Raw genomic sequence first — 24,016 nt, forward strand, 5'->3', positions numbered from 1 at the left:
CGAAATGCGTTTAGGGATCTATGGCTGCATAAAGGCGTCCGCCTGGTCGGCCTCAAGGAGCTTTACGCGTGATCGGAGCCGGTGCGCTCGGGCTGACCAGGCCGGTCTCGTAGGCGAGGACGACGGCTTGGACGCGGTCGCGGAGCTCCAGCTTTGACAGGATGCGCGCGACATGCGTCTTGACCGTCGTCGGGCTCAGCACCAGGCGGTCGGCGACCTCGGCGTTGCTCATGCCGGTCGCGAGCAGGCGCAGGACCTCCAGCTCGCGCGGGGTCAGCTGCGACAGGTCGCCGTGCACGACGCGGCGAGCGGGCTCGTCGTGGCGGGCGAAGCGCTCGATCAGGCGTCGGGTGATCGCGGGCGCGAGCAGCGCGTCCCCCGTGCGCACCAGGCGCACCGCGGCCACCAGGTGTTCGGGGGAGACGTCCTTGAGCAGGAAGCCGCTGGCCCCGGCGGTGAGCGCCGCGTAGACGTAGTGGTCGAGGTCGTACGTGGTCAGGATGAGGACGCGGGTCCCGTCCGCGCCGCCGGACAGGATCTGCCGGGTGGCCTCGATGCCGTCCAGGCGCGGCATCCGTACGTCCATGAGCACGAGATCGGGCCGGGTCCGCCGGACGGCGGCGACCGCCTCGACGCCGTCGGCGGCCTCGGCGACCACCTCGATCCCGTCGGCGGCCAGGATCATCCCGAACCCGCTGCGTACGAGCGCCTGGTCGTCGGCGATGACCACGCGGGGCGCCTCGTTCATGCCGTCCACCGCAGGCGCGCCTTCGTCACGAAGCCTCCGCCGCTCCGCGGCCCTGCCTCCAGGGTCCCGTCGTAGAGCGCCAGCCGTTCACGCAGCCCGATCAGCCCCCGGCCCTGGCCGTCCCCCGCACGGGCCGCGGGAGTGCCGCCGCGGTCGGCGACCTCGATGTCCAGCCAGCCGCCGGTGTGACTGATCGCCACCGAGACGGCGGCGCCGCCCGCGTGCTTGATCGTGTTGGTGAGCGCCTCCTGGACGACGCGGTAGACGGCCAGGCCCACCCCGGGCGGCACCGGACCCTCCGGCGTACCGATCTCGGCGCTGACCGGGACCCCGGCCGCGCGCACGCGTTCGATGAGCGAGTCGAGCTGGTCGAGCCCGGGCTGCGGTTCGAGAAGGTCGGACCCGCTGCCGGAGGCGGCAAGCAGGCCCATGACGTGGCGGAGCTCGGCCATGGCGGCCCTGCCGCTGGTCTCCACCGCGAGCATGGCCTGCTTGGCCCGCTCCGGCGTCGTGTCCATCACCTTGCGTGCCGCCCCCGCCTGGATCACCATCACGTTCACATTGTGGGTGACGACGTCGTGCAGCTCGCCGGCGATGCGCGAGCGCTCCACCTGTACGGCCCGGCGGAGCTTCTCGTCCCGCTCGGCGAGCTGCTGCCGCCAGAACCGGACGAAGCTCGCCATGACCCCCGCGCCGAGCAGCACCACGAACGGCCCGAGCCAGCTCGGCAACCCCGCCACGGCATCCTTGAAGGCCATCCCCGCCAGTACGGTGGCCAGCACCAGACCGCCCAGCGCCACCAGCCGGTTGCGGCTGTAGGCGACCGCTCCATAGGCGGCGATGGCGCAGGTCGCCACGGTGACCCAGGTCGCCTCGTCATCGGTGGCCAGGGCGGCGAGCAGCACGATCCAGAAGGCGGTCAACGGATACAGCCGCCGTACGGCCAGCGGCAACGCCGTCAGCGCCACCGCGAAGAGCAGACCGGGATCGACCGCGTCACTGTGGGTGGGCAGGACGGGCCGGGGCGGAGGAGGCAGCCGCAGGGGGTCGACGCTGTGGACGGCGTCCACGGCGGGTGCCGCCGCCACCATCGCCAGCACGGTCAAGGCGACCGCGAGGAGGACGTCGAACACGAGCGCGCGACGCGAGGGCCTGTGCTCCGCGCGGAGCAGGTCCCGCCATCGCCTTCTGATCAGTGACACTCGCACATTGTCCTGTTCGTGGCGTATGGGGGACATCGGCGGAGCGGAGTACATCTCGAGGACGACCCCGCCGCCGATGTCGTCGTCACGGCCGACGCGGCCGGAGATCGCCCGGCCCTAGCGTCGAGCCCCATGAGTCACCGAATCGGGCGGCTTGCCCTCGCCGTACTCCTCGCCCTGCCGGCCACCGCCTCCTGGGCGGCCACGTCGGAGGCCGCCGTCAGGAACCGAACCACCGGGCCGGCACCCGCTCTGCGCATCCCCAAGCCGACGGGCAAGCTGCCGGTCGGCATGACCTCCCTCCACCTCAAGGACACCTCCCGCCCCGATCCCTGGGTGCCCAGCGTGAAGGCGCGGGAGCTCATGGTCTCGCTCTGGTATCCGGCGGCGAAGGCCGGCGGGGTGCCGGCGCCGTACATGACGGTCAAGGAGTCCGAGCTCACGTTGAAGGAGGCGGGCGCTTCCGGCGTACCGGGCGATCTGCTCAGCAAGACGCGGATCGATGCCGTCAAGGACGCCAGGCCGGCCAAGGGACGGCTGCCCCTCGTGGTCCTCTCCCCGGGCTTCACCAAGCCCCGCTACTCGCTCACCGGCCTGGCCGAGGACCTGGCCAGCCGGGGCTACGCGGTGGCCGTCATCGGGCACACGTACGAGAACGTCGCCACGAGCTTCCCCGACGGGAGGGTCGCCGAGTGCGTCGCGTGCGAGATCGAACCGAAGAATCCGGCGTTCTGGGTCAAGGTCGGGCAGATCCGGGCGGCCGATGTCACCTTCGTCCTGGACTCGGTGCTCGCCAGGTATCCCAAGCTGATCGACCGATCCAGGATCGCCATGGGCGGCCACTCCGTGGGCGGCGCGAGCTCTGTGGCCGCCCTGCTGAAGGACTCCCGGCTGCGCGCCGGGATGAACATCGACGGCACCGCCGTCGTCCCGGTCCCCAGCAGTGGGCTGGCCAAGCCGTACCTACTCCTCGGCTCCGAGGCGAAGCACAGCCCGGGCAAGGACCCCACCTGGGACCAGTCCTGGCCGAACCTCACCGGCTGGAAGCGCTGGTTCGTGGTGACGGGTACCGAGCACGCCTCCTTCACCGACATCTCCGTGCTTTCCGAGCAGCTCGGCATCGACGACGGCGCCGACCTGCCCGCCACGCGATCCCTGGAGATCACGCGCGGGATCGTCGCGGCCTTCTACGACCTCCACCTGCGGGGCAGGCCACAGCCGATCCTGAACGACCCGACTTCGCGCTATCCGGAGGTCAAGTCGGCGGGCTAGGACCTGTCCTCCTGCGGTCGCATCAGGTCGAGGTCCTCGCCCCACGCGTCCAGCACCGCGCCGTGCCCGGCACGCCGGGCCGCCGCCTCGACCCGGGCGAAGAGGCGCCGTTGCAGGGGTACGTCGCCCGTTCCCGAGATGCGACAGGCGGCGTCCAGCAGCATGCCGGTGTCCCAGCCCGGCAGCGGGTATCGGGCGAGCTCCCATTCGAGGTATTTGTTGTACGGGCGGGGGCGACGGTCGAGAGCGAAGAGCAGCTCCAGCAGGAACCGGATGCTGTCGGCGGCGTCGAGGCGGGCGGCGAGCGGATGCCCGTCACGGTCGTTCTTGACGGAGCGGTAGAGGGAGTTGGCATAGGCGTCGAGCCATTCACCGGAGTCCCGGAACGCCTCGTCGGCGTCGAGCCGTGCCTTGGCGGCCAGGATCCGGCCGATGCCTCCGTCGAGCCGGTCGAGCACGACCCTGGCGCGGGCGAGCGCGTATCGCTCGAAGCCGGGCATTCCAGCCGTACGGAACTCGGCCAGGGTGATGATGACGAGGTCGAGTTCGGGGGTGCGGTGACCGGCGAACCGGGTGAGATCCGTCGCCGCGCCGTCGGCGAGGACGACGTACAGGTCATGGTCGGAGTGCTCGGTGACCATGCCGTCGTGGGCGCGGGAGCCCTTGAGGACGAGCCCGACCACGGCGGGGTCGGCGGTGGCGAGCTCGACGAACGAGCGGTAGGTGAGAGGTTGCCGGGCGGGCACGGTGATCTCCGGTGGGATCGTGACGGGGGAAGCCTGCCGGGGCGGCCCCGGCTGCCGGGGTCGCCCGCACCGTCCGCGGCGGTACGTGGCCGCCGCCCGGAAGATCAACGCACCCCTGGACTGTATCGGCCGGACCTGCCCGAGAGGTACCGGCGCGTTCGAGGCGGGGGCGCGGGCTCTACGCTCGCCGCCATGAGCCCCTATGCGGAGACCGTCCAGGTGGAAGTAGACGTCGAGGACTGCAGCACTGTCTTCCTGATGAACGGGGACTGGGACGGGGACGACGCGGGCGACGTGGAGCGGTCCGTCGCGCTCGTCACGGTACGGAAGGCCATGGCCGAACTGGCGATCTCTTACCAGCACGGCGACGGCATCCCCCTCACGGTGACCGTCGCCGACCACGATCCGGGCGCCGACCTCGACGGGTACGAGGAGATCGTGGAGATCGACTTCATGTCGACGACCGGCGAGCTCTTCCTGATCGGATGGTGCATGGACTGGGACGACACGGCGATGCGCCGCCTTCCCCCGCTGCCCGCCGGTCCGGGCACGCACCGGCTGCGCTACCACGTCTGGAGCACGCTCACGGAACGGCCGGATTTCGACGGCGACCACCACTACCTGCAGATCTGGCCCGCACAGCCATCCCCGCCCGTCGTCGTCAAACAGGGCGAATGGATCGCTCACTGGGACGGCACCGTCACCTGAGGCAGCGACTTACCGGCCGCCGGCCTTCCGGAGCGCGTCGCCGAGCGCTTCGGTGCTGGTCACACCTACGATCAGCGCGCCGTCCTCGAAGACGAATCTCGGCACGGTGGTGACGCCCTCCCGCCGCGCCGCGGCCGCCTGCTCACGTACCTCGGCGCCCCCGTCCTCGGAGGCGAGAAAGTCCCGCACCCGGCCGCCGTCCGAGCCGACCCGTTCGGCCAGCTCGGTGAGTTGCGTGTGGTCGGCGATGTTCACGCCGTCGCGGAAGTACGCGTCGAAGAGGGCGGTCGCCAGCGCGGCCTGCACCTCGGCACCGTGCTCGTGCAGGGCGAGCCACAGCAGCCGGTGCGCGGTCAAGGTGTTGACCGCCACCGCGCGGTCGAATCGGTACTCGATTCCTTCGCCGGCGCCGAGCCGGGTCATCTCCGCGACCATCGCCTCGGCTTGTTCGCGACCGAACATCTCGACCACCGCGTCCATCAGTGGCCGGGGTTCCTCGGGCGCGTCGGGAAGGAGCTGGATCGGACGATGAACGAGTTCGACATCCGCTTCTGTGCCGGCCGCGGCCACCGCGCGGTGGAACTGGTGCGTGCCGAGGCGGCACCACGGGCACGCGATATCGGCGTATATCTCTACTTTCATCTTGGTCCTTTCTCGTGTGGAAATAGCTGGTGCGTCAGGGATTCGGGATGGCTTCGGTTTTGAGGTGCGTGGATCAGGTCGTCCCGGGCCGGGGATCGGCGCTCGCGGTGGGGTCCCGCAGCACTCGGAGGGCACGGGACCATGCGAGGACTTCATCCAGCATGGTGATCAGGGCGGTTTCCTGGCGCTCGCCGGGGGCGCAGACGCCGGCTTTGGATTCGGTGAAATCGAAGTCGAAGTACGGGTTGATCGCGACCTGGGCGTGTACGTCGGCGATTTTGATCTCGCCCATGGTCTGCCGTAGTTGTTCGGCGGCGCGGGTGCCGCCGTAAACCCCGTAGCTGACGATCCCGGCTGCTTTGTCATTCCATTCCGCGTACAGGTAGTCGATGGCGTTCTTCAGCGCCGCGGGGATGGCACTGTTGTACTCCGGGGTGACGAACACGAACCCGTCGAACCTGTCGATCGTGGCCGCCCACCGCTTGGTGTGCGCATTTTGGTAATAACCGATGACCGCGGGCGCCGGCTCATCCAGCAACGGCAGCTCGTACTCGGCTATGTCGACGAGTTCGAGGCCGGCCTCCCCGGTCTTGACGGCGGGGTGCCGGCCGGCGGCCTCGGCGACCCACCGGGCCACGTCCTCGACGCGGCGCCCGGGGCGGGTGCTGCCCAGAATGATCGCGATCTGGATCATGGGCCTCCTCCAAGGTGCTCATGCCTGCTAGCGTCCCGGCGCTGGGTGTGTCCGGACCAGGCTGCGGTTTTCCTAGCCCTGGCAGGGCCAGGCTCGCCGCGAATACAATCGCGGTTGATGAGGGAGACAGAGCTGGGCGCGTTTCTACGCGCACACCGGGAGGCGGTCCCGCCGGCCGCGGTCGGGCTCCCGAACGGGAACCGGCGCCGCACCCCCGGGCTGCGCCGAGCCGAGCTGGCCACGCTCGCCGGCGTCAGCGTCGATTACCTCACCCGGCTGGAGCAGGGGCGCGACCGCAGCCCGTCCGCCCAGGTGCTCTCCGCGCTCGCGGAGACGTTGGGTCTGTCCCGTGACGAGCGGATCCACCTGCACCGGCTGGCGAAGACCACCGGCGGCGGCACGTGCGACGGGGCCGCCATGACGCGGGCCCGGACGGTGCGCCCGACCGTGCAGGCGTTGCTGGACTGGCTCGAGCCCGCCCCGGCGCTGGTTGCCAACCGGCCCGGCGACCTGCTCGCGTGGACGGCCGGGTTCGCGCAGCTCGCCGGCCCGAGCGGGCTGCTGGAGGCCGAGCCGCCGAACCTGGTCCGGTACGTCTTCACCGACCCACGCGCGCACGACGCCCACCCCGACTGGGACACGGTCGCCGACGAGCGGGCCGCCGCGCTGCGGGCCGCGTCCGCGCTCGGCGACCCGCACGCGGCGCTGCTCGCCGAGGAGCTGACGATCACCGCCGGCGACCGCTTCCGCGACCGGTTCGAAGGCTCGGCCGCACTGCCCACGCGCACCGGCGTCGAGCGGTGGGCGCACCCGGAGGTGGGGGAGCTACGGCTGGCGTACGAGAGCCTGGAGCTGCCCGACCCCGACGAGCAGCGGCTGGTCGTCTACCTCGCCTCCGACGAGGCCACCGCCGCCGCCCTCGACCGCCTCACCGACCATCACCCCGCCGCCTCCTAGCGGGCCGTGAGTAGTTGCTTCGGCTTCAGAGCGGACCCGCCGTTCTGGTGCGGCCGCCCGGTGTCGGTCCGTGTCGCTACGGTGCTGCCGTGGCTGACATTCACGAACTCATGGTCGCGATGGACCTGCGCGGCGACTTGTCCGAGACCGAACTCGCCGAGTTGCGCTGGCACGTGGGCCTCGGCGCGCGGCCCGAGCACATCACCGAGAAGACGGTCATCGTCAACGAGGTCCTCGATCTGCTGGACGACGAGCTGGAGCCGGTGCAGGACGAGAACGGCGACTGGGTGATCAAGGAGTTTCCGCAACCGGTGTGGAGCGATGGTTCGCCCTACGCGGCCTCGAAGATGTCGGGCGCCGGCTGCTCGATCCTGGTGCGCGCGGACGACCACGGCGACGAACGCTGGGCGCTGACCTGCCGCTGGGAGATCCACCCCGACGGGCATGCCGAGGTGGCCGGGCTGATGAACTGGTTGGCCGCCCGGCTCCACAAGAACGAGTCCTTTTTCGGATATCAGCGCTGGTACGAGGACGATGAGCCGGAGCTGCTGAGCGTCCGCGACGGGAAGGTTGTGACGCGTCGCGATGGCGCGTTCGGGCCGCCGTTCTGGGCCGAACCTGACGAGGAGTGAGAGACCGATCGCCGTTCTGCGTTAGTCCCGCGTCCTGTTCGCCCCATGACGGCCCGGAGCTCACATGGCCCGGCGAACTGCGGGAATCACGCGGGCGACAAACAGTGGTATGCCCGTCGCCTTCTCGCCTCCACGTGCACGACAGCTAGCCTGTTCGGCAGGGCTTTGGCGGGTGCAGGGCCCCGGCGAGTGAGGGAGACGATGTCGGCGACGCGACTGCTGGTCCTTGGCGTGGTGCGGCTGCACGGTCAGGCACACGGCTATCTGGTGGGCTCCGAACTGGAGTCGTGGGAGGCCGGGCAATGGGCAGGGCTCAGGTCGGGCTCGATTTACCACGCGCTGCGTCAGCTGGCCAAGGAAGGTCTTCTGGACACCAGCGAAGTGCACGAATGGCCGGGCCGCGTCGATTACGCCATCAATGAGAAGGGCGAGGCGGAGTTCCTCGGGCTGCTCAGAAGCGCCCTCAGGGTTCCCGATCGGCGTCCGGAGCTGCTCAACGCGGCCCTTGTGCTGCTCCCCGCGCTGCCCGAGGAGGAAGTGATCGCGCTGCTCAAGGAGCGGGTGCACGCTCTGGAGGGCGAACGGGAGCAGATCGTGGCCACGGCCCAGGAGGGAAAGCGCCCAAGGAACGTGAGAGAGCTGTTCACCCTGCGCGCGGCGCAGGCGGCGGGTGAGGCGGCGTGGATCCGTGACTTGATCGGGCGGCTGGAACGCGGTGAGGAGCCGGCCTGATCGGCCGGAGATCGGTTTGACGGCAGGAGGGTGGATGAGCCATAGTTCGATACCCAAATTTGGTTAACCAAATTTGGGTACCTCGAAGGAGTTTCATGCGCATCACGACAGCGGTACTTCTGGCGCTCGTCTCGATCCCCGCAACCTCGATCCCGGCAGCGGCGAACGCCGCCTCCGCCTGCCGGACGGTCAGCGCCGAGGTGGCGATGACCTCCAGTGGCCCCGCCGACCAGCGCGTCGCCGGCACTCTGTGCCTGCCGCGCGACCGTGCCGCCACCGTTCAGCTGCTCATTCCCGGCGGCTTCTACGGCCAGGCCTACTGGCGGATGCGCGGCGACCGGCAGCGTCCCTCCTACGTGGAGACGATGACCGCCGCCGGGTACGCGACGCTGGCCATTGATCGTCTCGGCACCGGGGCGAGCTCCTACCCGCCGAGCGCCCGCTTCGGGCAGGACACCCACCAGATCGTCATCCGCCAGCTCATCCGGCAGTTGCGCGAGGGTCGTCTAGGTGGCGGCCGGTTCGCCAAGGTCGTTCTGGTCGGCCACTCGCTGGGCTCGACCCTCGCCCGCACGGTGGCCGCCGCACATCCGTCGGAGGTGGACGGCGTCATCCTGACCGGCGAATCGAGCGTGCCGAACGAGGCCGCTTTCGAGCAGATGGGCGCGGGAATCTACCGCGCCGCCGACGACCCCCGCTTCGCCGGTCGCGGGCTCGACGACGGCTACCTCACCACCCGGCCCGGCCTGCGGGCCACCTGGTTCTACCACCGGCCGAACGCCGACCCCAAGACCATCGCCGCCGACGAGGCCACCAAGACGACGGACGTCTTCCCTCCCGGCGACTCCTACACCCCGCCCTCGATCAACAAGCAGATCCAGGCCCCCGTACTGATCGTCAACGGCGAGCATGACAAGCTGCTGGCCGGAGCCCGCTCCTCCTCCGCCGCGCTGCACGCCCAGGAGGCCCCCTTCTACGGTCCCCGCGCCAAGCTGGAGACCGTCCTGGTCCCCGGCACCGGTCACGTGCTCAATGGCCACCGCACCGCGCCCCACTGGTTCGCCCAGGCACGCGAGTGGGCCGACCGCCGCGTGGGCGGAGCGGCGCGATGAGCCAAGAGCCGATCGACAGCCCGACCGGGTGGGTGGCCAGGCACGTCAAGAGCTACGCCGAGTCCGGCGGCGCTCGAGGTCACCTCTTCCACGGCGCCCCCACGCTGCTGATCACGACGATCGGCCGCCGCTCAGGACTTCCCCGGCGCACCGCGCTCATCTACGGCCGCGACGGCGACCGCTACCTTGTGGTCGCCTCCAACGGCGGCGCCGCCGACCATCCGCTCTGGTTTCACAATCTGCTCGCCCAGCCGCAGGTCAAGGTGCAGGTCGGGGCCGAGGTGTTCGATGCGGTGGCCCGCCCGGCGGCCGAGGACGAGCGGCTCCGCCTGTGGGAGACGATGACCGGGATATGGCCGCGCTACATCGGCTACCAGCGAGAGACGTCAAGGCAGATCCCGATCGTGATCATCGAGCGGGCGGCAATGCCGGACCTCGGCAGCGATGCTCCTGCGCATCTTGTTGACCGCACGCACAACGTTGGACATGACCTTGGCCAGTTTTGAGATCGCTTTCTATGTCTCAAATCCCAACTTTCACGATCATGGGCTGGACCCCCACCCGGCGTTTCACAAGTGGTCATTATCTTGAGCCGCTGATCGTTGCATGGCCTATGACCTGGGTGGCCTCGTTGGAGACAGTGTCCACAACGAGGCCGTGGTGGTTGGGGACCACCGATCAGCAGGGACCGATCGTTGCCGAAGAGCCCGGAGAGCAAGAGCCGCTCCGCCTGTCGCCTCAGTACTGTGACTTCGCATGACCGACACCGAGATCGAGATCACCGCAGACCTGGTCCGCGACCTGCTGCAGGAGCAACATCCGGACCTTGCAGGGCTGGCCATCCGCGAGGTGGCGGGCGGCTGGGGCAACCAAATGTGGCGCCTCGGGGACGAGTTGGCCGTGCGCATGCAGCGTATGGACCCTACCCCGGAGCTCCAGCTCAAGGAGCGCCGGTGGCTACCTGTGCTGGCCCCGCGCCTGCCGCTCCCGGTGCCGACCCCGGTGCGGTTCGGCGAACCGTCCGAGCGCTTCCCCAAGCACTGGACCGTGATGACGTGGGTTCCCGGCGAGCCGCTGGACCACGGCTCGATCAGCCGCGGCGCCCACGCGGCCGACACGTTGGCGGGCTTCCTCAGGGCGCTCCATGTGAAGGCGCCCGCCGAGGCCCCGGCCAGTTCGGACTTCGGCGCTCATCCCAAGAGGTGCACGGGCGGCTTCGAGCAGTTCTTGCAGGCCATTGACCCCGACGCCGTCGGCGATGTCCGCGCCGTCCGGGCCGTCTGGGCCGATGCCGTCGCGGCCCCCGAGTGGGAGGGCCCGCCGATGTGGGTGCACGGCGACCTCCATCCCGCGAATGTCGTTGTCTCGGACGGGACGCTCTCGGGCGTGATCGATTTCGGTGCCTTGTTCGCCGGCGATCCCGCGTGGGACCTCGGCGCCGCGTGGGTGCTGCTCCCCGCGGGCGCGGCCGCACGGTTCTTCGACGCGTACGCGCACGCGGACGAGGCAACGATCAGGCGCGCCCGGGGGCTGGCCGCTATGAAGAGCCTCTTCCTGATGCTCATGGGGCAGAACGGAGATCGGGGCCTTCCCGGTGGCAAGCCGAACTGGGGACCTGCAGGCCGGGCGGCACTTGATTGTGTTCTGAAGGGCGTTTGACGCACACTTCTTGAACTTGTTCTCGATCTTGGCAGAGGCACGATTGCGCCAGTGGGTGGTCGTCAGTCGGCCCGCCGCTTCGCCGGTCAACGGGTGGGGTGCATGGCGGGCGGGGGGTTCGGGGCGGGGTCCAGCAGGCTGACCACCCAGTAGGGCAACGGGGGCCGTCTAGTAGTGGGTGCGCAGGGCCGCGTACACGTCGATGCGGGGTGTTGTGACCTCGGTCTCCGCGCTCGTGTACGTGATCGGCTTGCCCGTGCGCTTCAAAGCGTCCACCATGCTGTCCACCCCGGCGCGTGGCCGCTTCTGGTGGAGGAGGGCCAGGGAGCCGGCCACGTGTGGCGCGGCCATGGAGGTGCCGTTCAGCGTCGCGTACGTGTTCCCCGCAATCGCACCCTTGATCGACACCCCGGGCGCGAACACGTCCAGGAGCGTCCCACGGTTCGAGAAGGCGGCCACCGCGTCCTGCTTGTCCGTGGCGCCGACCGTGACCGTGTTGGAGACGCACGCGGGCCACGACACCGCGGACTCGAAGCCGTTGTTGCCCGAGGCGACCACCGTGGCGGTGCCCTTGGCGAGGAGCTTGTCGACCTCGGTCTTGAAGTCGGCCCCGTCGCCCGTGTCGCAGGCCTCGGTGTACTGGCCGCCGCCCAGGCTCAGGTTGACGGAGGCGATGTTGTACTGGTCCGCCAGCAGGTCCGCGTACGCCATGCCGGTCAGGACCGACGAGTCGTAGGCCAGGATGCAGACGGGGCGGCCGGCGCAGTACGGGGAGTCGTCGAAGCGGCTGAACACCTGCACCGGCACGATCTTGGCCTTGGGGGCGACGCCGCTGGCCGGGAAGTCGGCGGTGGCCTGGCCGGCGGCGATGCCGGCGACGTGGGTGCCGTGGTAGCACAGGCCGTACTGCGGCTGCGGGGCGCCCGTCATGCAGGCGGCCGTCTCGGCGTTGGCGGCGCCGTCGCCGATCTGGAACTGGCTGCCGTTCGGGCACAGCGGCGTGGAGTTGTCGACCGGGTCGGTGGCCGAGAAGCAGGCCTGTGCGACGATGCGATTGCCGAAGGCGGGGTGGTCGTTGTCGATGCCGCTGTCGATGATCGCGACGGCCGTGCCCTTGCCGGTGAAGCCCTTGCGGTGTGCCCGGTCCGCGCCGATCAGCGGGATGCTCTCGGCGAGCGAGGGCTCGTTGAGCTTGTCCTTGCGGATCGAGACCACGTCGGACTGCTCGGCGATCTGCTCGAGCTCCGCCCGGGTGCCCCGGTAGACGAAGAAGTCCAGCTTGCCGGCCACCTCGGAGGGCGGCTCCGCGTAGACGTTTTTCTTGTCCTGCTTGACCTCCTCCGCGCTGGACTGGACGGACCGCACCTGTGCGGGCTGCTGCACGCGGACGATGGCGCGGTGCTCGCCGGTCGCGGTGATCGCTGGGTCGATCTTGCACTCGGGGTCGGCCAGGGCGGGTGTGGCGACCAGCGCGGCCGAGGTGGCGGCTAGTGCGATGGCGCCGGCCAGCAGAGACGAGAGTCTCAACTGTTCCTCCGGGGGTTGAGGGAGCGAGGGGAGCGAGGGGAGCGAGGGAGCGAGGAGGGTGGGGGTGAGGGGGTGTTTGTCGTTAAGAGTAACGATTGGTGTAATCACGCAGCGAAAAGGGCCGGATCCCGCCGATCCGGCCCTTGTGGCCGGCCCCCCGCCGTCCGGCCCTCGCAGCCGGACCCCGCCGTCCGGCCTTCCCCGCGCCGATCAGGCGCGGGCGCCCGCGGTGGCGCGCTCGGCGTCGATCCGCGTGGTGGTCACTGAGGTGCCCGCCGCGTCGTAGCGGATGGGCGTGCCCGTCTCCTGCAGCCGCTGCAGGCTCTGCGCGACCGTGAAGGCCGGGTACGCCTGCTTCATCAGCGCGAACATCCCCGCCACGTGCGGCGCGGCCATCGAGGTCCCGCTCTTCTCCGCGTACGTGTTGTTCGGCACGGAGGAGTTGATGTTCACCCCCGGCGCGAACAGGTCGAGCAGCGGCCCCCGGTTGGTGAAGGAGGCCAGCGCGTCGGAGTCGTCGGTGGCGCCCACCGTGACGGCGGTGGAGATGCAGGCGGGGGTGGCGACGCCGTTCGGGAAGCCGTTGTTGCCCGCCGCCACCACGGGGGCCACGCCCAGGCCCACCAGCGTGTCGAACTCGGGCTTGACCGCGGCGGCGGACGCGTCCGTGTCACAGGCCTGGGCGTACGGGCCGCCCCCGCCGAGGCTCATGTTCACCGAGGCGATGTTGTGCGTCTTGGCCACCCGCGCGATGTACTCGAGCGCCAGCTTCTGGTCGGAGGTGTAGCTGAGGAAGCATGGTGCGGAAACGCCGCCGATCAGGCAGGTCATGGGGTTGTCCACGCGGCTGAAGACCTGGACCGGGAGGATGCCCGCCTCGGGGGCGACGCCGTTGGACGGCGCCCCCGTGGCCAGCCGGCCGGCCGCGATGCCGGCCACGTGCGTGCCGTGGGAGCAGGCGTTCGCACCCCTGATGACGCACTGGGCGGTCTCGGCGTCCGCCGCGCCGGGACCGGTCTGGCTGGGCTGGTTGTTCGGGCAGAGCGAGACGGCGCCGTCGCTGGCGTCGGAGGAGGAGAAGCACGCCTCGTCCACGATCCGGCCGGCGAAGAACGGGTGGTCCCGGTCGATCCCCGTGTCCAGGACGGCGACGGTGGCGCCCCGGCCGGTCCAGCCGGCCTGGTTCGCCCGGTTCGAGCGGATGACGGCGGTGCTGACGTCAAGGGTGGGCATGCGCAGCTCGTCCTTGTAGACGGACTGGACGCGGTTGTCTTTCTTGAGCTTGGCCAGCGTGGGGCCGTCCACCTCGGCCACGAAGAAGTGCGGTGACTGCGCGGACTCCAGGACCCGGCTGCCGTCCGACGCCTTCTCGATGTCGCGCGCGACGGCCTCGACGCTCTGCCCGGGCTTGAGCTGGATGATGGAGCGCACCCTGGACTTCGCCTCGACCTCCGCGGCCAGCGACGGGCTGATGATCGGATCGCCCGAGTCGGCGTGGAGCGCCGGGCCCGTACAGAGCCCGACGACTGTTGCGGCCAGCGCCGCGGCGCCGGCCAACAGAGTTCGTAGCCTCACTTGTTCCTCCGAGAGCTCCTGGCTCGCTTACAGCCGCATACATCCCCACCTGCGACAACTGTGATGTCGGTGGTCTATGTAGCCCAGAGAAACGTTGGAGGCTTTTTTGCCTTCCTGCGGCCCTAGCCGCCTAGCACTGGCTATTTGACGGTTTTCGCCGCCTTCCGCAATGCCGCCGCGGTCGACTTGCCGTTCAGCCGCACCTTCTCGGCGGTGGTCAGCTTCTTGGTGCCGTTCGTGCCGTGCGCCCAGTTCAGCCAGGACGTGAGCAGCGCGCTGTCCAGCTTGGCCTTGCTTGCCTTGGCGCTCTTCAGCACCCGGTACGCCTTGCCGAGCGAGGACGCCTTCGTGACCTCGGGGAACACCTTGCTCGACTTGCCGATCAGCTTGAGGTAGCAGGTGAGCGTGGCGTCCGGGATCGTGCCGCTGCTGCGGTGGATCTCCACGGCCCACTGCTTGGCCGACAGCTTGGTGGCGGTCGTGCCTCGCGTGCAGACCTGCGCGGTGGTCTTCGGGGTCGGCGTGATCGTCACCGTGACGGTGACCGTGGGCAGCGGGACCGGCGAGGTGGAGGTCGAGGGCTGGGGCGTGGGGTCGGCCGGGTCGTCGGGCTCGGGGCTGGGGCCGCTGCTGTCCGACGGGTCGGGCTCGGGGGCGGGGTCCTCGGTCGGCACGCCCGGGGACTGCGTGATGGTCGGCTGCGGCGAGGCGCCGGCCAGGGCCGCCGCCAGGTCCAGGCGCGGCGTGCTGACCTGCTGGCCGTTGGCCTGGTACGAGTACGGCCTGCCGGTCGTCTTCAGCGTGTTGATCAGGTCGGCCATCGGCGTCTGCGGCGAGGCCTGCTTCATCAGCGCCAGCGCGCCGGCCACGTGCGGGGTCGCCATCGAGGTGCCGCTGAAGACGGCCGTCCGGTTGTCCGGCACGGACGACTCGATGTCCACGCCCGGCGCGAACAGGTCCACGATGGCCCCGCGGTTGGAGAAGTCCGCGATGACGTCGTTGTTGTCGTTCGCCCCGACGGCCACCGCCGAGGAGATGCAGGCCGGGTACGACGCCCCCTCGAAGAACTCGTTGCCCGCGGCGACCACGGTCGCGATGCCCTTGGCCAGCAGGGCGTCGATCTTCGGCTTGAAGATCAACCCTTCCTCGCTGGAGTCGCAGTCGGTCTCGGACAGCTCGCCGCCCAGGCTCAGGTTCACGGCGGCGACCGGCTCGGTCAGGCCGGCCACGTAGTCCATGGCCTGCCGCAGCGACGACTCGAACGCCAGCAGGCACGACGGCTCGCCGCAGATGTCCTCGTCGTTGACCCGGCTGAAGACCTGCACCGCCACGATGTTCGCGCCCGGCGCGACGCCGCCGGTGCCGGCCGCGATGCCCGCGACGTGGCTGCCGTGCTCGCACAGGTTCGCGCCGTCGGCCAGGCACTTGGCCGTCGTGGCGTCCGCCGCGCCCGCGCCGGTCTGTGACGTCTGCCCGTTCGGGCAGAGCGACTCGACGCCGGCCTCCACGGCGGAGAAGCAGGCCTCGGCCACGATCCTGTTCCCGAACCACGGGTGGTCGCGGTCGATGCCGGTGTCCAGCACGGCCACCGCCTGCCCGGTGCCGGTGTAGTTCTTGGCGTGCGCCTGGTCGGCCCCGATCAGCTTGAGATTGGGGCTCACGTCCACCGGCGCGTACGTCCTGTCCCGGTGGATGGACGTGACCCGCGGGTCGTCGGCCAGCTTGGCCAGCTCCTCCGCGGTCCCCTCCACGACCATGAACGACTGGTTCTGCGGCTGCATCACCACGTCCACGCTCTCGGCGGCCGCCTGGCTCGCGACGGGCGCGTTCTGCGCCGGGTCGGTGAGCTCGACGATGGCCCGCACGGAGCCGCCGTCGACGCCTAACCCCTCCTCCACCTTGGCGGGGGGATCGCCGGGGGTGGAGGTTGTCTCTTCCACGACGCTCGGACTGGGAGTCGGATCCTCCGCGTAGGCCGGCGCCGATAACGGCAGCAGGGCCAACACGATCGAACTCACGATCAGGGGGCGAAGTCGCACGCGTCCTCCGAGAGGGGGATGATCTCGGAGTTTAGGGTGATTTTCCGGATAGAGACAGGTCTCGGGGCCGGTTTCTCACCTAACTCTCAGCGGGCGCACCTCAAACGTTCAGCGTTTCCCCCTCGTGCGTGAGCCACACCGCGCCGAGCGGCGGCACCCTCAGCGTGGTCGAATGCGGCAGCCCGTGCCACGGCTCGTCGTCGGCCTCGACCACGCCCATGTTGCCCACGCCGCTGCCCCAGTAGTCGTAGGCGTCGGTGTTGACGATCTCCGACCACTGGCCGGAGTAGGGGAGGCCGAGCCGGTAGCTCTCGTGCGGCGCGCCGCTGAAGTTGATGACGCACGCCAGCGCGGACCCGTCGTCGGCGTAGCGGACGAACGAGAACGTGTTACCGGAGGCGTCGTCGGCGTCGATCCACCGGAACCCCTCGGGCTTGGAGTCCTGCTGCCACAGCGCCGGGGTCTCCTTGTAGATCCGGTTCAGGTCGCGGACCAGCCGCTGCACGCCCTGGTGCCCGTCGAACTCCAGCACCCACCAGTCGAGCCCGCGCTCCTCCGACCACTCCGAGCCCTGGCCGAACTCGCCGCCCATGAACAGCAGCTGCTTGCCCGGATGCGCCCACATGAACGCCAGCAGCGCCCGCAGCTGCGCGAACCGCTGCCACTCGTCCCCGGGCATCTTCCCGAGCAGCGACCCCTTGCCGTGCACGACCTCGTCGTGGGACAGCGGCAGCACGTAGTTCTCGGAGTACGCGTACAGCAGCGAGAACGTCAGCTGATGGTGGTGGTACTGGCGGAAGATCGGCTCGTGGCGCAGGTATTCGAGCGTGTCGTGCATCCACCCCATGTTCCACTTGAACCCGAACCCGAGCCCGCCCAGGTGCACCGGTCGCGAGACCCCCGGCCAGGCCGTCGACTCCTCGGCGACGGTCGAGATGCCGGGCGTCTCCCGGTAGGCGACGGAGTTCATCTCCTTGAGGAACTCGACCGCGTCCAGGTTCTCCCTGCCGCCGTAGACGTTGGGCGTCCACTCGCCCTCGCGCCGCGAGTAGTCGAGGTAGAGCATCGACGCCACCGCGTCCACCCGCAGCCCGTCGATGTGGAACTCCTTGAGCCAGTAGAGCGCGTTGGCCACCAGGAAGTTGCGCACCTCCCTGCGGCCGAAGTCGAACACGTACGTGCCCCAGTCGGGGTGCTCGCCCCTGGCCGGGTCGGCGTGCTCGTAGAGGGGGGTGCCGTCGAAGCGCGCCAGCGCCCAGTCGTCCATCGGGAAGTGCGCAGGCACCCAGTCCAGCAGCACGCCGACGCCGCGCCGGTGCATCAGGTCCACGAAGTGGCGGAACTCGTCGGGCGTGCCGAACCTGGCCGTCGGCGCGTAGTAGGACGTCACCTGGTAGCCCCAGGACCCGCCGAACGGGTGCTCGGCCACCGGCAGCAGCTCCACGTGGGTGAACCCCATGTCGACCACGTACGCGGACAGCTGCTCGGCCAGCTCCATGTAGGACAGGCCCGGCCGCCAGGACCCCAGGTGCACCTCGTAGATGCTCATCGGCCCGTCCTGCGGATGGCTCTCGGCCCGGTCCGCCACCCACTGGTCGTCCGCCCAGGCGTAGGCGGACCTGTCGACCACGGAGGCGGTCAGCGGCGGCACCTCGGTGCGCCTGGCCATCGGGTCGGCCTTGTCACGCCACACGCCGTCGGCGCCCAGGATCTGGAACTTGTACCGCTCGCCCGCGCCGACGTCCGGGACGAACAGCTCCCACACCCCGGAGCGGCCCAGCGACCGCATCGGGTAGGCGGTGCCGTCCCAGTGGTTGAAGTCGCCGACGACCCGGATGCCGCGCGCGTTGGGCGCCCAGACGGCGAACGCCGTGCCCTCGACGTCCTCGTGCTCCATCACGCGGGCGCCGAGGGCCTCCCACAGCCGCTCGTGCCGCCCCTCGCCGATGAGGTGCAGGTCCACTTCGCCGAGCGTGGGCCAGTGCCGGTAGGGGTCGCGGACCTCGTACGGGTCGTGGTCGGCGTACTTGACGCTCAGCGCGTAGCCGGGCACCTTGTCCAGGCCGGGGACGGTGACCTCGAACACCCCGTGGGCCTGGTGTTTCATGTCGTGGGCCGTGCCGTCCTCCAGCACCACCCGCACCCGCTCGGCCAGCGGGCGCAGCGTGCGGAAGACCACCCCGCCGGACACGGGATGCGCCCCCAGCACGGAGTGCGGATCGTGGTGTGCCCCACCCGCGAGGCGGTCGAGCTCTGTCCTCATCGGCATGCTCCCAACCTTGCCCTATGATGACCGTCCATCCCAGGCACTGCCCGCTTTCACCGAGACAATCACCGAAAGTGCGAAATCCTGGGTTTAACCTGCCTCACACCAGGCTTGGATCCAGCCTCTCCGGCTCCGACTCCGCGCCGCGTGCCAGAGCCGCGTCGAGCGCCTCCTGACCCAGGGCCGCCCGCACGGCAGCGGTGATCCGGTCGACGTCGCCCCGTTCCCCGGCGGGGAGCGGCGCGCCCGAGGCCGCCCGCAGCGCCGCCGCCCGGCCCAGCGGCAGCGCCGCCTCCTCGTGGCGTCCGTCCAGAGCACGCGCGCCCGCCAGTCCTTCCAGCGCGAGCGCGGTGGCCCGCGGATCGCCGACCCTGCGGGCCGCTCTGAGCCCTTCCAGCTGCAGCTCCAGGGCGGCGGCCGCGTCGCCCCGCTGCTCGGCCGCGAACCCCAGTTCGGCCAGGATCAGCGCCGCCCCCGGCTCGCCGGCCACCTCCCTGACCCAGCCCAGCCAGGCCCGCAGCCGCCGCTCGGCCTCGTCGAGGCGCCCCTGCCGCCGCGCCGCGAGCGCCAGGCCCAGCTCCGCGAACTCCTCGGCCGGACGGTTCGACTGCTCCACGGCCAGCCGCCTGGCCCGCTCGTGATAGTCGTCGGCCCGCGCGTGGTCGCCCGTCAGCAGGGCGATCCGCCCCAACCGGGACAGCGCGTCGGACACCGAGCTCCACAGCCCGAGCTCCTCCGCCATCCGCAGACCGTCCGCCCGCAGCTCGGTGGCCCGCTCGTAGTCGCCCGTGATCTCGGCGAGCGTGCCGAGGTTCTCGGCGGCCCGCAGTTCGCCCCACCGGTCGCCGAGCTCCCTGAACAGCGCCAGCCCCCGCTCGCCGTCCCGCCGCAGCGCCGCCAGGTCGCCGCGGGTGGCGGCGTAGCGGGCCAGCACGTTCAGCGCCGCGCCGGTGCCCCACTTGTCGCCCAGCTCCTGGAACGTCTCCAGCGCCCGCTCGATCAGGGCCCGGCTGGCCGACAGATCGTCGTAGCCGAACATCGCGTACCCGATGAACCACCGCGCCCTGGCCCGCGCCGACCGCCCTTCGATGGCCTCGAACACCTCGTCGTCCGGCGGCCGCAGCCACCCCGCCAGCATCCGGAGCCCGGCCAGCCACACCCTCGCCTGCGCGGCGCCGGGCCCGGCCGTGTCCGGGACGGACAGCGCGGCCTCCAGCGCCCGCTGTCCCTCGCCGAGCCTGCCGCGCAGCACCCAGTACCAGGCCGTGGCGTTCACCAACCGCACCGCCTCGCCGGGCCGGGCCAGCCGCACCGCCGTCTCCAGGGCCGCCCGCAGGTTGGCGCTCTCGGAGTCGAGCAGCGCGAGCGCGTCCCGCTGCCCATGCCCCCGCAGGTACGGCTCCGCCCGCTCGGCGAGCGCCGTGTAGTACGCGGCGTGCCTGAGCCGCACCTCGTCCAGCTCGCCGGCCTCCTCCAGCCGTTCCAGGCAGTAGGCCGAGACCGACTCCAGCAGCCGGTACCGCGGCTCCGCCCCGGGCGCCCGCACGCGGACGACCAGCGAGCGGTCAACGAGCCTGGCCAGCACGTCGAGGACGTCCACGCCGGGGTCGGCGGACACCTCCTCGGCGGCCTCCAGCGTGCTGCCGTCGGCGTGCGCGGCCAGCCGCCTGAGCACGACGCGCTCGGGGCCGGTCAGCAGCTCCCAGCTCCAGTCGATCATCGCCCGCAGCGTCCGCTGCCTGGCCGGAGCCCCGCGCAGACCCGATGCGAGCAGCCTGAACCGGTCGTCCAGCCGGTCGGCGAGCTGGCGCGGGGTCAGCGCCCGCATCCTGGACGCGGCCAGCTCCAGCGCCAGCGGCAGGCCGTCGAGGCGGGCGCAGATCTCCGCCACGTCCGCGTCGGGCTCCACCCCGGCGCGCGCCGCGAACAGCTCCACCGCCGCCTCGCGCGTCAGCGGCGGCACGCTCCACAGGGCCTCGCCCCCGATCCGCAGCGACTCCTGGCTGGTGGCGAGGATCCGCAACCCGGGAGCGGCCTGGAGCAGCCGCCCGGCCAGCGCGGCGACCTGCTCGACGACGTGCTCGCAGTTGTCCAGCACGAGCAGCGTCTCCCCGCCCGCCAGCGCGCCCGCGATCCGCTCGACCGCGCCCTCGTGCGGAGCGCCCGGCCCGGCCGTGTCGTCGCGCAGGCCGAGCACGGCCGCGATCGCCTCGGCCACCTCGACCTCCGCCGCTTCGACCTCCTGCGGCCGCGGCCGCAGCGCGGCCAGCTCGACCAGCCACACGTCCCCGCCGCCCGTACCCGAGGCGGCGGCCAGGGCCAGGCGGGTCTTGCCGACGCCGCCGGGGCCGGTGAGCGTCACCAGGCGGCCGGCCCGCAGCAGCGAGCGGACCTCGGCCACCGCCTCGTCCCGGCCCACCAGGCTCGTCAAGGGCGCGGGGAGGTTGCCGCGGGAGCGCGCGACCGGGCCCAGGGACGGATCCTGCCGCAGGATCGCCTGGTGCAGGGCCGCCAGCTCCGGCCCGGGGTCCAGGCCCAGCTCCTCCGACAGGCGCCGCCGCAGCTCCTCGTAGCCGGTCAGCGCCTCGCTCTGCCGCCCGGCCAGGTAGAGGGCCCGTACGTGCGCGGCGCGCAGCCGTTCGCGCAGCGGATGTTCGGCCACCAGTGAGGCCAGCTCGGCCGCGAGCAGGACGTGCTCACCGAGCCCGAGGCGCGCCTCGGCCAGCTCCTCCAGGGCCGCCAGCCGCTGCTCGCCCAGCCGGGCCACGGCCGCCAGGGCGAACGGCTCGTCGGCGAACTCGGCGTAGGCGTCCCCGCGCCACAGCCCGAGCGCCTCGCGCAGCAGCGCGGCCCGCTCCTCCGGGCCGGAGGAGCGCTGCGCGCGCCCGATCAACGTCTCGAACAGGCCGGCGTCCACGGAGGACGGCTCCACGTGCAGCACGTACCCGGGCGCCCGGTACGCGACCAGCCCGCCGACCGCCCGGCGCAGCTGCGACACCTTCACCCGGAGGGCGCCGGACGCGTTCGCCGGAGGACGGTCGCCCCAGAGGTCCTCGATCAGCCGGTCCGCGGAGACGGGGCGGCCGGCGTGGATCAGCAGGTCGGCGAGGAGCGCCCGGACCTTGACCTCCGGCACCTTGACCGGCTCCCCGTCCGCGGTCCACACCGCGAGCGGGCCCAGCACCCCGAACCGCATCCCGCCCCCATAACCGACTCCGAATCAGACCATAACCGCGCACCTGGAGGGTGAACGCATCACTCCTACTCAGAGAGAACACTGAAATGTCGGAAAATATCTCCGTGCTCGGCCTCGGTCTCATGGGCACCGCGCTCGCGGTGAGCCTCATCGAGGCGGGCCACCGCGTCACCGTGTGGAACCGTACACCGGCCAAGGCCGACCCCCTCGTCGCCAAGGGCGCGACCCGGGCGGCCACCCCGGCGCAGGCCGTCGAGGCGAGCCCGCTGGTGATCGTCTGCCTGCTTGACTACCCCTCCGTCCTGGAGACGCTCAGGGACGTCCCGCTGGAGGGCCACGTCGTCGCCAACCTCACCACCGGCCGCCCCGCCGAGGCCCGCGAGATGGCGGCCTGGGTGGGCGAGCGCGGCGGCGACTACCTGGACGGGGGCATCATGGCGGTGCCCCAGATGATCGCCAAGCCGGGGGCGCTCATCCTCTACAGCGGCTCGCAGCCGGCGTTCGAGCGCTATGAGCAGGCGTTCGGGGCCATGGCCGGGGCCCGCTACACCGGCGACGACCCCGGCATGGCCCCGCTGCTCGACCTGGCCATGCTGACCGGCATGTACGGCCAGATAGCCGGCTCCCTGGAAGCCCTCGCCCTGGTGAGGTCGGCGAAATACCCGTTGACGGAGTTCACCGCGGAACTGCTGGTCCCGTGGCTCAACGCGATGGGCTCGATGCTGCCCCGCTGGGCGGCGGAGATCGAGTCGGGCGACTACCGGACCGAGGTGTCCAACCTGGAGGTCAACAGGGCGGGCATGGAGAACCTCGTCCGCGCCTTCGAGGAGCAGGGCGTCAAGCCGGACCTGCTCCTGCCCATGAAGACCGTCATCGACCGGCGCGTGGCCCGCGGTCTCAGCCACGAGGGCCTGTCGGGGCTGGTGGAGGAGCTCTAACGCGGAGGGAGTCTGGCGGGGAAGGGCTCTGGCGGGGAGGGGCTCTAGCGGGGGCGGAAGGCGGCCAGGGGGATGGAGATCCACGACGGGCGGTTACGGGCCTCGTAGACGACCTCGTACACCGCCTTGGACAGCTCGAACGCCCGCAGCAGCGCCGCGTCGCTCCGCGAGATCACGCCGCCGCCCTCGGCGTAGCCCTCCAGGAACGCCGCCCGGTTGCGGTCCGCCCACTCCTGGGCCCGCGGCTCCAGCCGCTCGGCCTGGGAGTGGCCGGCCAGCAGGTGCCTGGCCGCGTAGTCGAACGAGCGCAGCATCCCCGCCACGTCCCGCAGCGGCGAGTACAGCGCTCTGCGCTCGGCCAGCGGCTGCCCGGGCTCGCCCTCGAAGTCCAGCACCACCCAGTCCGTGGGCGTGCGCATGACCTGGCCCAGATGGAAGTCGCCGTGAACCCGCTGCACGGGCACCTCGTGGGTGAGCAGCTCCACCTGGTGATAGGCGTCCTCGATGGCGGTCACGTGCTGGCGCAGCTCGGGCACCTCCGCGGCGGCCCGGCCCAGTTTTCGCCGGAACGCCTCGGCCATGCGCTTGACCTCGTGCGACTCGATGACGTCCGTGGGGAAGGCCGCGGCCAGCTCGTGGTGCACCCGCGCGCTGGCGCTGCCGAGCCGCAGCGACTCGGCCGCGAAGTCGCCGCCCGCGTCGGACGCCGGCAGCTCGGGGAGCGACGCGTACAGGTCGCGGACGCTGGCCAGGGCGAGATCCCAGCCGTCGTTGGCGTTGGACAGGAACTCCTGCATGAAGCCGAGCGTGGTGTCGGTGCCGTCGAGGTCCGTCTCGATCCACCCGTACGGCTGCGCGACGTGCGGCGCGCCCCTGGCCGCCAGCGCCGTGACGATCTCCAGCTCGGGGTTGACGCCGGGGATGAGGCGGCGGAAGAGCTTGCAGATGTACGCGTCCCCGTACACGAGCGAGGTGTTGGACTGCTCGGCCCCCAGCACCAGGCTGCGCTGGGAGGTGTCGATGGCGGCCTCCGGCACGTGGCGCAGGCGCAGGCCGTTGCCGCTCACGTCGTGGGCCATGCCTTCGAGGAGCCAGCTCATGCGCTCGGAGTCGTGGACGGCGTCGTAGAGGTAGGTGTCGCCGATGGTGCCGATGAGGGCGTGGGACAGGCGGTCGGGGAGCTCTGCCCGCTCGCCGAGCAGGATCTGGTAGCGGTCGCGCGAGCCTTCCTGCCACACGGCGACGATCAGATGTCTGAGCCCGGACGTCAGTTCGACGTCCGATTCGATCGACAACTCGTCGATCACCCGCCCCTTGCCGCCGAACCAACGCTGACGACCGATCCATGCGGCAAGGGGCTCGCTCAGCACG

At 71.0% G+C, this 24,016-nt stretch carries 20 protein-coding genes; 9 read left to right on the top strand and 11 right to left on the bottom strand.

The window, feature by feature from the left end; all coding sequences use genetic code 11:
• Positions 1-52: 52 nt before the first annotated feature.
• Positions 53-748, bottom strand: coding sequence for a response regulator (locus ACWDRB_RS36955; RefSeq protein WP_397371540.1), 696 nt, complete (start codon positions 746-748; stop codon positions 53-55).
• Positions 745-1,950 carry a sensor histidine kinase gene (locus tag ACWDRB_RS36960; protein WP_449901711.1) on the bottom strand — a complete coding sequence of 402 codons (1,206 nt, stop codon included), beginning with the start codon at positions 1,948-1,950 and terminating at the stop codon, positions 745-747. Before ACWDRB_RS36960 ends, ACWDRB_RS36955 begins: the two co-directional genes overlap by 4 nt.
• Positions 1,951-2,082: 132 nt before the next feature.
• On the opposite strand from ACWDRB_RS36960, the gene ACWDRB_RS36965 reads away from it, so the two are divergent.
• Positions 2,083-3,222, top strand: coding sequence for an alpha/beta hydrolase family protein (locus ACWDRB_RS36965; protein ID WP_449901713.1), 1,140 nt, complete (start codon positions 2,083-2,085; stop codon positions 3,220-3,222).
• On the opposite strand, the gene ACWDRB_RS36970 is transcribed toward ACWDRB_RS36965, so the two are convergent.
• Positions 3,219-3,968: a hypothetical protein gene (locus ACWDRB_RS36970; protein ID WP_449901715.1), complete on the bottom strand. Its 750-nt coding sequence runs from the start codon at positions 3,966-3,968 to the stop codon at positions 3,219-3,221. The genes ACWDRB_RS36965 and ACWDRB_RS36970 overlap by 4 nt on opposite strands.
• A 192-nt stretch (positions 3,969-4,160) precedes the next feature.
• Here ACWDRB_RS36970 and ACWDRB_RS36975 point away from each other — a divergent pair, with 192 nt between their 5' ends.
• The gene (locus ACWDRB_RS36975; protein WP_449901717.1) at positions 4,161-4,676 is read left to right on the top strand and encodes a hypothetical protein; all 516 of its coding nucleotides are present in this window, start codon (positions 4,161-4,163) and stop codon (positions 4,674-4,676) included.
• Between the two features lie 9 nt (positions 4,677-4,685).
• On the opposite strand, the gene ACWDRB_RS36980 is transcribed toward ACWDRB_RS36975, so the two are convergent.
• Complete coding sequence (locus ACWDRB_RS36980) at positions 4,686-5,318, bottom strand: DsbA family oxidoreductase (RefSeq protein ID WP_449901719.1); 633 nt, start codon at positions 5,316-5,318, stop codon at positions 4,686-4,688.
• 73 nt (positions 5,319-5,391) lie between these two features.
• Positions 5,392-6,012 carry an NADPH-dependent FMN reductase gene (locus ACWDRB_RS36985; protein ID WP_449901722.1) on the bottom strand — a complete coding sequence of 207 codons (621 nt, stop codon included), beginning with the start codon at positions 6,010-6,012 and terminating at the stop codon, positions 5,392-5,394.
• A 117-nt stretch (positions 6,013-6,129) separates the two neighbouring features.
• On the opposite strand from ACWDRB_RS36985, the gene ACWDRB_RS36990 reads away from it, so the two are divergent.
• The 6 genes from ACWDRB_RS36990 (at position 6,130) to ACWDRB_RS37015 (ending at position 11,104) form a co-directional block, all read left to right on the top strand.
• Complete coding sequence (locus tag ACWDRB_RS36990) at positions 6,130-6,969, top strand: helix-turn-helix transcriptional regulator (RefSeq protein ID WP_449901724.1); 840 nt, start codon at positions 6,130-6,132, stop codon at positions 6,967-6,969.
• Positions 6,970-7,058: 89 nt separating this feature from the next.
• On the top strand, positions 7,059-7,601 hold the full coding sequence (locus ACWDRB_RS36995; RefSeq protein WP_449901726.1) for a hypothetical protein: 543 nt from the start codon (positions 7,059-7,061) through the stop codon (positions 7,599-7,601).
• A 201-nt stretch (positions 7,602-7,802) separates the two neighbouring features.
• Complete coding sequence (locus tag ACWDRB_RS37000) at positions 7,803-8,333, top strand: PadR family transcriptional regulator (protein ID WP_350729473.1); 531 nt, start codon at positions 7,803-7,805, stop codon at positions 8,331-8,333.
• Positions 8,334-8,428: 95 nt separating this feature from the next.
• Positions 8,429-9,445 carry an alpha/beta hydrolase gene (locus ACWDRB_RS37005; RefSeq protein WP_449901729.1) on the top strand — a complete coding sequence of 339 codons (1,017 nt, stop codon included), beginning with the start codon at positions 8,429-8,431 and terminating at the stop codon, positions 9,443-9,445.
• Positions 9,442-9,951, top strand: a complete 510-nt coding sequence (locus tag ACWDRB_RS37010) for a nitroreductase family deazaflavin-dependent oxidoreductase (RefSeq protein WP_449901731.1) — start codon at positions 9,442-9,444, stop codon at positions 9,949-9,951. The genes ACWDRB_RS37005 and ACWDRB_RS37010 overlap by 4 nt, the downstream gene beginning before the upstream one ends.
• A gap of 250 nt (positions 9,952-10,201) precedes the next feature.
• Positions 10,202-11,104 carry an aminoglycoside phosphotransferase family protein gene (locus ACWDRB_RS37015; protein ID WP_449901733.1) on the top strand — a complete coding sequence of 301 codons (903 nt, stop codon included), beginning with the start codon at positions 10,202-10,204 and terminating at the stop codon, positions 11,102-11,104.
• A 168-nt stretch (positions 11,105-11,272) separates the two neighbouring features.
• Here ACWDRB_RS37015 and ACWDRB_RS37020 read toward each other — a convergent pair whose 3' ends face one another.
• The 5 genes from ACWDRB_RS37020 to ACWDRB_RS37040 all read right to left on the bottom strand — a co-directional run bounded on the left by ACWDRB_RS37020 (position 11,273) and on the right by ACWDRB_RS37040 (position 21,707).
• Positions 11,273-12,631: a S8 family peptidase gene (locus ACWDRB_RS37020; protein WP_449901735.1), complete on the bottom strand. Its 1,359-nt coding sequence runs from the start codon at positions 12,629-12,631 to the stop codon at positions 11,273-11,275.
• A gap of 210 nt (positions 12,632-12,841) precedes the next feature.
• Positions 12,842-14,206 carry a S8 family peptidase gene (locus ACWDRB_RS37025; protein ID WP_449901737.1) on the bottom strand — a complete coding sequence of 455 codons (1,365 nt, stop codon included), beginning with the start codon at positions 14,204-14,206 and terminating at the stop codon, positions 12,842-12,844.
• Between the two features lie 140 nt (positions 14,207-14,346).
• Positions 14,347-16,146: a S8 family peptidase gene (locus tag ACWDRB_RS37030; protein ID WP_449901739.1), complete on the bottom strand. Its 1,800-nt coding sequence runs from the start codon at positions 16,144-16,146 to the stop codon at positions 14,347-14,349.
• Between the two features lie 199 nt (positions 16,147-16,345).
• Entirely contained in the window at positions 16,346-18,508 is a 2,163-nt protein-coding gene (gene glgB / locus ACWDRB_RS37035; RefSeq protein WP_350729805.1) for a 1,4-alpha-glucan branching protein GlgB, read from the bottom strand.
• A gap of 103 nt (positions 18,509-18,611) precedes the next feature.
• Positions 18,612-21,707, bottom strand: coding sequence for a BTAD domain-containing putative transcriptional regulator (locus ACWDRB_RS37040; protein ID WP_449901742.1), 3,096 nt, complete (start codon positions 21,705-21,707; stop codon positions 18,612-18,614).
• Positions 21,708-21,811: 104 nt separating this feature from the next.
• On the opposite strand from ACWDRB_RS37040, the gene ACWDRB_RS37045 reads away from it, so the two are divergent.
• Positions 21,812-22,645 (top strand): NAD(P)-dependent oxidoreductase, encoded by an 834-nt coding sequence (locus tag ACWDRB_RS37045; protein ID WP_449901744.1) that lies wholly within the window; start codon positions 21,812-21,814, stop codon positions 22,643-22,645.
• A gap of 44 nt (positions 22,646-22,689) precedes the next feature.
• Here ACWDRB_RS37045 and ACWDRB_RS37050 read toward each other — a convergent pair whose 3' ends face one another.
• A complete protein-coding gene (locus ACWDRB_RS37050; protein ID WP_364264375.1) occupies positions 22,690-24,015 on the bottom strand; it encodes a maltokinase N-terminal cap-like domain-containing protein in 1,326 nt (441 codons plus the stop codon).
• Position 24,016 lies beyond the last annotated feature (1 nt).

It is taken from the genome of Nonomuraea sp. NPDC003707, from assembly GCF_053587055.1.